The sequence below is a fragment of the Flavobacterium sp. RSSB_23 genome, from assembly GCF_051547145.1.
Taxonomy (GTDB): Bacteria; Bacteroidota; Bacteroidia; order Flavobacteriales; family Flavobacteriaceae; genus Flavobacterium.
Window position 1 is genome coordinate 238,346 of record NZ_JBPTTO010000004.1, and the last position, 12,073, is coordinate 250,418.

Genomic DNA, 12,073 nt, shown 5'->3' on the forward strand with positions numbered 1-12,073 from the left:
TTATTTGAGTTGTTGTTTTTGCGTGAGGGATAGTAGCTAGCTACCGAAGTAGCGCGGATAGCCCGACCGCAGCTACACAAAGGGGCGTCTAACACAGTTGCTATATGCCCCTTTGGGGAGATGGGGTCACGCCCAAATAAAAATTAAAGAATAACTTATATGAAAAAGAAATTAGTGGTATTAACAGGAGCCGGAATAAGTGCTGAAAGCGGCATAAAAACCTTTAGAGATAGCGATGGATTGTGGGAAGGACACGATGTAATGGAGGTAGCAACTCCAGAAGGATGGCGAAAAAATCCGACCTTGGTTTTGGATTTCTACAATCAACGTAGAAAGCAATTATTGGAAGTTCAACCTAATTTGGCACATCAGGTTTTGGTGGATTTGGAACAGGATTTTGAGGTTCATATTGTCACACAAAATGTAGATGATTTGCATGAACGTGCGGGAAGTCAAAACGTATTACACTTGCATGGTGAGTTGCTAAAAGTACGAAGTACACGAAATGAGTCCTATGTTTTGGATTGGACAGGTGACTTGCAACTTGGAGATTGTGATGCGAGTGGCAACCAATTGCGTCCGCATATTGTGTGGTTTGGCGAAGCGGTTCCTGCGCTAGAAGCTGCGATTGATTTGGTAGAACAAGCGGATTATATCGCGATTATTGGGACTTCGTTGCAAGTGTATCCTGCGGCGGGACTGACAGATTTTGCGCCAAAAAATGTTCCTATTTTTTATATTGACCCAAAAACGACCAAGATTTCGAATGTAAAAAATCCGCTGACTTGTATTGCTATGAAGGCTACTGAAGGAATTCTTGTATTGCAACAAAAGTTATTGGATTTAGAGAAAAAAACTAAGTCTTGAAAACTGAATACTGAACACTTATGCTTATTTTTGTGCCTTTCGAACAAAAAACACAACAATGACTACTTTAAACGAATTGAATGCCATTTCTCCTATTGATGGAAGATATAGAAATAAAACAATTGCATTAGCGCCTTTTTTCTCAGAAGAAGCGTTGATTAAATACCGCGTTTTGGTTGAAATCGAGTATTTCATTGCCTTATGCGAACAACCTTTACCACAATTAACTGGAGTAAACCCAAGTGTATTTGAGAGTTTACGCAACATCTACAAAAACTTTAGTACCGAAGATGCGCTTTGGATTAAGGAAACTGAAAAAGTTACCAATCACGACGTAAAAGCGGTTGAATATTTTATAAAAGACGCTTTTGAAAAATTGGGTCTTTCGGCTCACAAAGAGTTTATTCATTTTGGATTGACTTCTCAGGACATCAACAATACGGCTATTCCGCTTTCGACAAAAGAAGCGTTTGAAAAAGTATATATGCCATCTTTGATTGGTTTAATTGCTAAATTGAAAGAGTTAAGTCAAGAATGGGCTCACGTTCCTATGTTGGCACGTACGCACGGACAGCCTGCCTCTCCTACTCGCTTAGGAAAAGAGCTTGGGGTTTTCGTGGAGCGTTTAGAGGAGCAAATGCGTTTGTTGTTCAACATTCCATTTGCGGCTAAATTTGGTGGTGCTACTGGAAATTACAACGCACATCACGTAGCGTATCCACAAATTGACTGGAGACAATTTGGTAAAAAATTCGTGGAAGATATTTTGGGATTACACCACTCTTTTCCTACGACTCAGATTGAACATTACGACCATTTTGCTGCATTTTTTGATGCTTTAAAAAGAATCAACACCATCATCATCGATTTGGACCGTGATATTTGGACGTATGTTTCGATGGAATATTTCAAACAAAAAATCAAAGCAGGCGAAATTGGTTCATCGGCTATGCCACATAAAGTAAACCCTATCGATTTTGAAAACTCTGAAGGAAATTTAGGTATTGCCAATGCGATTTTTGAACATTTGTCTGCCAAATTACCGATTTCAAGACTACAACGCGATTTGACCGACAGTACCGTTTTGAGAAATATTGGTGTACCAATGGGGCATACACTTATTGCTTTTGAAGCGACTTTGAAAGGTTTGAACAAATTGTTATTGAACGAAAGCAAATTCCACGAAGATTTAGAAAACAATTGGGCAGTAGTTGCTGAAGCTATTCAAACGATTTTACGTCGCGAAGCCTATCCAAATCCTTACGAAGCGCTAAAAGGTTTGACCAGAACAAACGAAGCAATTACTAAAGATTCGATTCATAGTTTTATCGCTACGTTAGATGTTTCTGATGCTATAAAAGCTGAATTACTACAAATCACACCAAGTAATTTTATTGGAATCTAGATTCTCAAAAATATTATTCAATGAAAAGCTATCCTAACCGATAGCTTTTTTTTGGTTTTAACTTTTAGTTGTAGCCCAAAAACATAAATTCAAAAACGATTTTTGTAAATTAGCCAAAATCGAAATTTTATAATTTTCAAAATAAAAAACAATGAGTGCAGTTGCAGAAGCATCAACCCATCTAGAACCACTAATTACTGATTTGGGGTTAATACTTATGACCGCAGGAATTGCCGTATTGCTGTTCAAAAAATTAAAGCAACCTTTAGTCTTAGGCTATTTAATTGCAGGATTTTTGGCTGGGAATAATTTTGACTTTTTCCCGACGATTCGTGACACCAAAAGTGTTGAAGTTTGGGCAGAGATTGGCATCATCTTTCTACTCTTTAGTTTGGGTTTGGAATTTAGTTTTAAAAAACTAATCAAAGTAGGCGGAACGGCATCGATAACAGCCATAACCCAAATTAGCTTTATGATTTTTTTGGGCTATTTTGTGGGACAGTTGCTAGATTGGTCTAAAATGGATAGCCTTTTTTTAGGTGTAATTTTATCTATTTCGTCAACAACTATTATTTTGAAAAGTTTTGATGAATTAGGGATAAAAGTGCAACGATTTGTAGGGAATGTAATTGGTGCGTTAATCGTACAAGATATTATTGCCATTTTACTAATGGTTCTTTTGTCTACAATAGCCGTTAGTGAAAATTTCTCGGGTGGTGAGTTGATTCAATCGATTTTGAAATTGGTTTTCTTTTTAGTGCTTTGGTTTTTGAGTGGTATTTTTATCATTCCAACTGTGTTAAAAAAAGCTAAGCATTTATTAACGGATGAAATGTTGCTCATCATTTCTATAGCGCTTTGTTTGCTAATGGTAATTTTGGCTGCCAATGTTGGTTTCTCACCCGCTCTTGGTGCCTTTATTATGGGTTCTATCATTGCCGAAACTACTCAAGCCGAACATATTGAACATTTAGTAAAGCCCGTAAAAGATTTATTTGGCGCAGTATTTTTTGTTTCTGTAGGAATGTTAATAGACCCACATACACTAGTAGAACACGCAATTCCAGTTCTAATTTTATCCCTAGTTACAATATTTGGTCAATCTATTAGTTCAACCATTGGATGCCTTCTCTCTGGACAACCCTTAAAGGAATCTGTGCAGACAGGAATGAGTTTATCACAAATTGGAGAGTTTTCATTTATCATTGCTACTTTAGGAATTACGCTCCAAGTGACTAGTTCCTTCTTGTATCCAATAGTTGTTGCCGTTTCTGCGATGACCACTTTTAGTACGCCCTATATGATTAAATTTTCAGGGCCCTTTTCTGATTTTTTAAGTAGAAAACTACCCAGAAAATGGCTTAAAAGAATTGAACGCTACAGTGCTAGTACCCAAGCAATAAAAACAGTTAACCATTGGAAAACCGTTATTAATGCTTACTTGACACAGATTGTTATTCACTCTATAATAATTGTTGCCGTTATTTTACTTTCGTCAAGATTCATTCTACCGTTAGTAAAAGAATATCCTTTTGGAACAGCCATTGGAGCCTTAATTACATTGGCTTTTTTAGCGCCTTTTCTTTGGGCATTATCCTTAAGAAGAGTAGCGGTCGAAGAAGTTTCTATTCTTTTAGAAGAACGAAAATCTAGAGGTCCTATGGCCATGTTATTTTTATTCAGAATCCTACTTGCTGTAGTCTATATTGGCTTATTGCTGAATATTTTCTTTTCACCAAAAACAGCTTTCGTTGCGTTTGTAGTAGCGATTATTCTTTACTTTTTGTTCCAAAAGAGATTAAACCATCAGTACCATAAAATAGAGAATCATTTTTTATCCAATTTAAATGACAGAGAAATTAGCAAGGCTAAAAGAAGTCGCAGTGATTTATCGCCTTGGGACGGTCACATGGCAGTTTTTGACATTGCAGCCGAATCGAATATTGCAGGTGAAACTTTAAAAAAATTACAACTTCGAGAACAACTAGGAATCAATGTGGCTTCCATCAAAAGGGGAGAAATTACCATTCATATTCCAGACGCCAATGAGCGTATTTTCCCTGGTGATGAAGTATTCATAATTGGCACTGATGCCCAAGTACAGGAATTCAAAAAATATTTGGACCAACACGAAATTGAAGCTACTCCAGAAATCAGAGAACCTGACATTGTCCTCCGACAAATAGAGTTGAAAAACCATGCCTTTATTGGTAAAAGCATCAAAGATTCTAAACTTCGGGAAAAAACAAAAGGCCTCGTAGTGGGAATTGAAAAAAGAGGACAACGATTTATGAATCCTGAATCGACCATCTTGCTAGAAAAAGATGATATTTTGTGGATAGTAGGCGATAAGAAATTATTAGCTGATTTGGTGCATGAATAAACAACTATGAACTTATTGGTTGACAGACTTAAGTGTGCCCGTTTGAAAACATAAAAACCGCAAATTCACAAATTACAAACTATAATTTGTGAATTTGCGGTAAACATATTTAGAACCTGAAAGGAAAATGCACCAAAGTACATAGTTTTAACTGAAATTTGAGACCATAAAAAAAGTGCAAAATCGAAATTTTGCACTTTTTAAAAATTTATTGACAAAATTAAAACTACCTAGAATAATTAGGCGCTTCTTTAGTAATCGTAACATTATGTGGATGGCTTTCGTTAATTCCACTAGCTGTGATTCTAACAAATCTACCCGTTTCTTTTAAAGTCGGAACATCTTTTGCACCGCAATATCCCATACCTGCACGAAGTCCACCGATGAATTGTTGCATGCTTTCGTTCAACTCTCCTTTGTACGGTACACGTCCAACAATTCCTTCTGGAACTAATTTCTTCACATCGTCTTCTACGTCTTGGAAATAACGGTCTTTCGACCCTTCTTGCATGGCTTCAACTGAACCCATTCCTCTGTATGATTTGAATTTTCTTCCTTCAAAAATGATGGTTTCACCTGGTGATTCTTTTGTTCCAGCCAATAATGACCCTAACATTACACAGTCAGCTCCAGCGGCAATAGCTTTAGGAATATCTCCTGTATATCGAATTCCTCCATCAGCAATTACTGGTACACCAGAACCTTTGATAGCAGCTGCTACTTCAAGCACAGCAGAAAACTGAGGAAAACCTACTCCCGCAACGATACGAGTCGTACAAATTGACCCAGGACCAATTCCTACTTTTACCCCATCAGCTCCACTTTCAACTAAGTACTGTGCTGCTTCTGGTGTTGCGATATTACCAACAATAACATCAATTTGTGGGAATTTAGATTTTACTTCTTTTAATACATTAACCACACCTTGTGTATGACCGTGAGCCGTATCAATAATAATAGCGTCTACTCCTGCGTGAACTAAAGCTTCAGCTCTTTGCACTGCATCGCCTGTAACACCAATGGCTGCTGCTACTCGTAAACGACCATAAACATCTTTATTGGCAATTGGTTTTTGAGTCAATTTAGTAATATCTCTAAAGGTAATCAAACCAACCAATTCGTATTTATCATTTACAACAGGCAATTTCTCGATTTTATGACCTTGCAAAACTACCTCAGCTTGTTCTAAAGAAGTTCCTTCTGCAACCGTAATCAAATTATCTTTAGTCATTACCTCAACGATAGCTCTTGATGTATTTTTCTCAAAACGCAAATCTCTGTTGGTAACAATTCCTTTTAGAATTTTATTTTCATCAACGATTGGAATTCCTCCAATACCATATTCTTTCATTGCCATTTTAGCATCGGCAACCGTAGAAGTCAAAGGCAAAGTAACAGGGTCGATAATCATTCCTGACTCAGCTCTTTTTACTTTTCTTACTTTGGCTGCTTGTTGCTCAATCGTCATGTTTTTGTGCAACACTCCAATACCTCCTTCTTGAGCCATAGCAATAGCCATCGCGCTTTCAGTCACTGTATCCATAGCTGCAGATACAATAGGTACATTTAAAGTTATGTTTCTTGAAAATTTTGATTGAATACTCACTTCGCGAGGAAGAACGCTAGAGTAATTTGGAACTAATAATACATCATCGTAAGTTAAACCTTCGCCGATAATCTTGGAATTGTGTGCTTTCATGGTGCAATTTCTAGTTGAATTGCGTGCAAATATAGACAATCTTAAGCAAAAAAACACCTAAATTTTACATTAATTGACTAAATTGCAGGAATTGGAACATTTGCCACTATTACTTCAACAGACAAAAATCCAATAGAAACTACAATCATTATGTCTGAATCCAATACTACCTCTATCCAAGGGCTTTCTTCAGAAGAAGTTATTGCCTCTAGAACAAAAAACGGTGCCAATTCAACCGAACATCAACAAAAAAACAACTTTTTGCACTCGCTCTTCGAATTGATAAAGGAACCTATGTTCTTATTATTACTCACGGCTTCCAGTGTTTATTTCATAACTGCGGATTACAATAATGGCATATTCATGCTTTTGGCTATTATTTTGGTCGTATCCATTTCCTTGTACCAAGAATCGAAAAGTAGAAATGCCATTGAAGCACTATCTAAGTTAACACAACCCAAAAGTAAAGTCATTCGGAATGGAATTGTTATTGAGATTCCGAGTGAAGAAATTGTTTTAGGCGACTTTATACAAACAGAAGAAGGAACTTTTGTTCCCGCCGATGGAATCATCATCCAATCCAATGACTTTTCGGTCAATGAATCCATATTAACTGGAGAATCTTTATCGGTTTCAAAAAATGAACAATCCGAAAACAAACAAGTGTATCAAGGAACCATAGTCGCAAGCGGATTGGCTATTTGCCAAGTTACTGCCATTGGAAGTCAAACACAGTTAGGGAAAATTGGAAAAAGTCTAGACAACATCGTCGAAGAAAAAACGCCATTACAAATTCAAATTAGCAATTTTGTCACCTATATTTCTTTGATTGGTTTGGTTGCTTTTATCATTGTCTGGGGAATTAATTATTGGAATTCTAAACTAATTTTAGACAGTTTACTTAAAGCGCTAACGCTCGCCATGAGTATCATCCCAGAAGAAATTCCTGTAGCTTTTACCACTTTTATGGCGCTTGGTGCTTGGCGATTACTGCGAATGGGAATTATTGTAAAACAAACTAAAACAGTTGAAACTTTAGGAAGTGCCACCGTTATTTGTACCGATAAAACAGGCACCATAACCGAAAACAAAATGAGTCTTGCCGAATGGTTCACTCTTGATGCCACAACTGTTACAGCAAGTCATTCCAATTTAAACCCCAAAGAACAAGAACTAATTACCTCTGCGATGTGGGCGAGTGAACCCATTCCGTTTGATGCTATGGAAATGGCATTGCATGACGCCTACACCAATTCCATTGCAACAGATGAACGTCCTCAATATAAAATGATACACGAATATCCTTTGAGTGGAAAACCACCCATGATGACGCATGTATTCGAAAATAAAGAAGGACATCGAATTATTGCAACAAAAGGAGCACCAGAAGCCATTATTGCCTGTTCTAAACTATCTGAAACTGAGAAAGAAAAAATCAACACGGCTTTTCTCGCTATGACCAAAAAAGGATTTCGAGTATTGGGCGTTGGGACAGCCCTTTTTAACGGAACCAATTTCCCTAAAACACAACAAGAATTTGAACTAGATTTTAAAGGTCTTGTTGCTTTTTATGACCCTCCAAAAAAGAACATCAAAGCAGTTTTAGAAACTTTTTATAAAGCCGGAATTGCCGTTAAAATAATTACAGGTGATAATGCCGAAACCACCGCTACGATTGCTCAACAAATTGGTTTTAAAAACCCTGAAAAAATACTCAACGGAGACGAACTAATGCAAATGAGTCTTGCTACATTGAAAGAAAAAGTAATGGAAACTACTATTTTTACTAGAATGTTTCCAGAGGCTAAACTCAAAATCATTCAAGCGCTAAAAGACAATAATCAAATTGTAGCCATGACCGGAGATGGCGTAAACGATGGACCTGCGCTAAAATCAGCACACATCGGAATTGCTATGGGCAAAAAAGGGACAGAAATTGCCAAACAAGCCGCGAATTTAATTTTGGTTGACGATGATTTTTCTAAAATGACAGACGCCATTGCTATGGGAAGAAAAATCTATATGAATCTCAAAAAAGCCATTCGCTACATTATCTCTATCCATATTCCCATCATTTTAATCGTGCTTATTCCATTAGCTTTGGGATGGATGTATCCCAACATATTTTCACCAGTCCACATCATTTTCTTAGAAATGATTATGGGTCCCACCTGCTCTATCATTTATGAAAATGAACCTATGGAAGACAATTTGATGACACAAAAACCAAGACCATTGAGTACCACTTTTTTCAGTTGGAAAGAAATCACCATTAGCTTAATTCAAGGACTATGGATAACCTCAGGATTGTTGTTTATTTACCAATTTGCCATAGCCAATCAGTATAGTGAAAGTGGCACTCGAACTATGGTGTTTTTGACCTTGATTTTCTCGAATGTGTTCTTGACATTAGCTAATCGCTCTTTTTATTATTCGGTGCTAACAACTTGGAAATACAAAAATAATCTTGTAGTGCTCATCATCGGAATCACGCTTTTCATTACAGCTTTACTACTTTTTATTCCACCATTATCTAAATTTTTCTTATTCGAAAAAATCACTTTACTTCAAATAGGATGGTGTACTCTGGTAGCTGTAATTGCAGTCTTTTGGATTGAAATTTATAAATTTTTCAAAAGAAGAAAAAGCTAAAAAATACAAATTTCAAGAATAAAAAATCCCAAATTCCAACTATGTCTTTGGAATTTGGGATTTACTATTTAGGATTCAGGATTTGAGATTTGGGATTTGGGATTTGGGATTTGAACTATTTAATATTCTCCCTCTTTTTTCTCCGCAAAAATCAGATTAAGTCCTAATTGAAAAGAGGCACTTTGCGCCTTGGCAACATCTCTGAGCTCTAATAAATTATCTGCCATCAAATAAAAATTGACAGGACCTATTTGTGTTGACAAACCCAAACCAATATTCTTACTCGAAAAAGAATCTACAGTATACGTGGCTTTGGCTTCTAACCCAGTGAAAATTTTCTTTCTATAAAAAGCCGTCAAAGCCATCATTGGAGCTCGTGGTGTTGACATAGCAAAATATTGCAATCCAACGGAGTTATTATATTTTGCAGTACCATCACTGGATTTACAATTACAATCTTCTTCTTCGGTTTGTCCGAAAGAATATTGTGCCGAAGCATTAAATTTAACCGGCCTCCACGACGTGTAACTTCCTTTTAAGGTATCTCTAGGAAAAGCATCATTAAACTCTTCGGTTATGTTATTACCTCCAGTACCGTTGAAAAAATCTGGGAGAATACCTTCATATTTATAGGTCCCTTTCGCACGATAGCTTTCTACTTCTTTTGTATGACGAATAAAACCTACATCAAGCACGCTAGCTGTAATTTGAATATCTTTTTTGGGATAATAGGTGATTCCAGCATCAAAACCCAAACCTAGATTCCCTCCTAAAAGCGCTCTTTTTTGTATGTCTTTGGCCACATCAGAGTCGTCATCTTTGTCGTCATATTTTGCAATTCCGGAAGTATTCAACAACATATCGGCCGAGATGACTTGTTCGTACATAGTGTTGCCATTAGAAGGAATGGTATACAAATAACCTGAGTTTTTGGTAGAACGAGCATCGAAAATACTAGAATAAATCTTTCCTCTTACTCCCCAAATCAATTTTTCATTTTCTCTCTTATTATAGCCTACGTGAAAAACACTTAACATTTCGGCACGAGCATTCAAATCACTCAAATTAAAATACTTCCCTAAATAATTTTGATTTCCATCTAAAGCTAAAATAGCTAAATCCTTTGGAACATAACTCAATACATCAAATTCTTCATACATTCCAAAAGAAATATACGCGTTATTATTCCAATCACCTACTTTAAATCCTCCTTGAAAAACCTCCAATTGCTGATTCAAACTTACTTTATCATTTCTTGAAGTTGAAAAAATAACATTACGCAATTTGGTATTAAAATTCACACCATTATCTGCAAATAAGTCATAAGCTGAAAAACCGGTCGAGCCGACATTAGCCGAAATCCCAGACAATAAAGGAACGCCAACGTACCATCTATAGGTTACATCAGCCCCTGGATTTAAAGATAAAGATTGTGGAATTGCCGTAAAATTATACAAAACGGCTTTATTTTGAGCTAAAAGTACACTTCCTAAAAGTAGTAGCACACACGTAGTAAATTGTCTCATTGAATATCAAAATAGGCGGTTACACTAGAACGTAATTTCAAATTCCCAACACTAGTTGAAGTTAATGGTGGCCCAGGCAATAAGGTAACCACAAAAGCAATCTTTTTGGTTTGCTTTAATAAATCAAGATTAGTGCCTTGGAATGTTTGCGTTAAAGTGGTTTGATTAGTCGTTCCGGCATAAGCAGGAATATCCATTTGAATCGTTGTAAGTGGCGTATTAGCAGCATCAAGAAACACCAATCTCAAAATAAAAGCTCTGTTGATGGTATTATTGACTTCGAAAAACAAATCGGCTTTGCTTAAATTATCTCTAAAAAAAGAGTCATTAAAAACTCCAACGTCTGGAGTGTCTATAGAAACAGCTTGTTCTGTGCCATTATTTACAAACTGACCCGCTGCCACATCAAAACTTGATAAATTAGCCACAACCACGGGTTGCAACTGAAGGTCATTTACTTGATCAAAATCGAGGTCGCTACTACACGACATCGCAAAGAAAAATACAAAAAATCCGAGTAGGGTTTGGGTTACTTTCATCCTTTCATATTTATTACTACTATTCCAAACGAATAGATTATTAGTTTAGTACATTGTTTTAATGAAACTCCCCAAACAATTTTGAAGCTTCGTTATAAGCGCTTTCAAAGCTCATCGCACTCAAATTGGTGTTTTCTTTTTTCGCGGTAAAATAAGAGAGTAGTTTTTCGGTTGGCATATTTCCCGTCAAACGATCAGTAGCCATAGGACAACCACCAAAACCCTGAATCGCTCCATCAAATCGTCTGCAACCAGCATTATAAGCTGCATCTATTTTTTCAAACCATTTATCTGGAGTAGTATGCAAATGAGCCCCAAATTCTATCGCGGGGTATTTCGGAATCAAATTAGAGAACAAATGCGTGATAACTTCGGGGGTGGAACTTCCAACCGTATCGGACAACGACAGAATCTTCACTCCCATTTGTGCCAATCGTTCTGTCCATTCGCCCACAATTTCCTCATTCCAAGGATCTCCATATGGATTTCCAAATCCCATTGAAAGATAAGCAATCACTTCTTTATTGTGCTGGTCGGCAATTTCGAGAATTTCTTGTAAGGTAACCAAAGATTCTGCAATGGTTTTGTGCGTATTTCGCATTTGAAAGTTCTCAGATATTGAGAAGGGAAAACCCAAATACTGAATTGGTTGGTGAGAAGCAGCATCTTTTGCCCCTTGGACATTGGCAATTATAGCCAATAATTTACTATCCGTTTTCGATAAATCCAATTGATCTAACACCGCTGCCGTATCTTGCATTTGAGGAATTGCCTTTGGAGAAACAAAACTCCCAAAATCAATACTATCAAAACCCACTCGCAATAATGCTTGAATATACGATACTTTTCTAGCGGTAGGAATAAATGTTTTTATTCCTTGCATCGCATCACGTGGGCATTCGATAATTTTTATTGGCTCCATAGCTTTCAAAGATAGCAAAAGGAATTAAAGTTCAAAATCGAAAAGTAAGAAAGTAACTAGTCCTTAGTTACTAGCTCTTA

General features: G+C 36.7%; 8 protein-coding genes. 4 read left to right on the top strand and 4 right to left on the bottom strand.

Annotated elements, in window-relative coordinates:
* The first annotated feature begins 159 nt into the window (after nucleotides 1–159).
* From ACSVH9_RS09170 to ACSVH9_RS09180, 3 genes are all read left to right on the top strand, one after another.
* Nucleotides 160–867: an SIR2 family NAD-dependent protein deacylase gene (locus tag ACSVH9_RS09170; protein ID WP_438063458.1), complete on the top strand. Its 708-nt coding sequence runs from the start codon at nucleotides 160–162 to the stop codon at nucleotides 865–867.
* Nucleotides 868–925: 58 nt separating this feature from the next.
* On the top strand, nucleotides 926–2,272 hold the full coding sequence (purB, locus tag ACSVH9_RS09175; protein ID WP_438063459.1) for an adenylosuccinate lyase: 1,347 nt from the start codon (nucleotides 926–928) through the stop codon (nucleotides 2,270–2,272).
* 151 nt (nucleotides 2,273–2,423) lie between these two features.
* Complete coding sequence (locus ACSVH9_RS09180; RefSeq protein WP_438063460.1) at nucleotides 2,424–4,655, top strand: cation:proton antiporter domain-containing protein; 2,232 nt, start codon at nucleotides 2,424–2,426, stop codon at nucleotides 4,653–4,655.
* A gap of 226 nt (nucleotides 4,656–4,881) precedes the next feature.
* Here ACSVH9_RS09180 and guaB read toward each other — a convergent pair whose 3' ends face one another.
* Nucleotides 4,882–6,354: an IMP dehydrogenase gene (gene guaB / locus ACSVH9_RS09185; protein ID WP_438063461.1), complete on the bottom strand. Its 1,473-nt coding sequence runs from the start codon at nucleotides 6,352–6,354 to the stop codon at nucleotides 4,882–4,884.
* Nucleotides 6,355–6,504: 150 nt separating this feature from the next.
* Here guaB and ACSVH9_RS09190 point away from each other — a divergent pair, with 150 nt between their 5' ends.
* Nucleotides 6,505–9,006, top strand: a complete 2,502-nt coding sequence (locus ACSVH9_RS09190; RefSeq protein WP_438063462.1) for a cation-translocating P-type ATPase — start codon at nucleotides 6,505–6,507, stop codon at nucleotides 9,004–9,006.
* A 119-nt stretch (nucleotides 9,007–9,125) separates the two neighbouring features.
* On the opposite strand, the gene ACSVH9_RS09195 is transcribed toward ACSVH9_RS09190, so the two are convergent.
* The 3 genes from ACSVH9_RS09195 to ACSVH9_RS09205 are packed head-to-tail and all read right to left on the bottom strand — an operon-like array spanning nucleotide 9,126 to nucleotide 11,993.
* Nucleotides 9,126–10,532, bottom strand: coding sequence for a DUF5723 family protein (locus tag ACSVH9_RS09195; RefSeq protein WP_438063463.1), 1,407 nt, complete (start codon nucleotides 10,530–10,532; stop codon nucleotides 9,126–9,128).
* Nucleotides 10,529–11,071, bottom strand: coding sequence for a hypothetical protein (locus ACSVH9_RS09200; RefSeq protein WP_438063464.1), 543 nt, complete (start codon nucleotides 11,069–11,071; stop codon nucleotides 10,529–10,531). The genes ACSVH9_RS09195 and ACSVH9_RS09200 overlap by 4 nt, the downstream gene beginning before the upstream one ends.
* Nucleotides 11,072–11,129: 58 nt before the next feature.
* Nucleotides 11,130–11,993: a hydroxymethylglutaryl-CoA lyase gene (locus tag ACSVH9_RS09205; protein ID WP_438063465.1), complete on the bottom strand. Its 864-nt coding sequence runs from the start codon at nucleotides 11,991–11,993 to the stop codon at nucleotides 11,130–11,132.
* Between the last annotated feature and the right edge of the window lie 80 nt (nucleotides 11,994–12,073).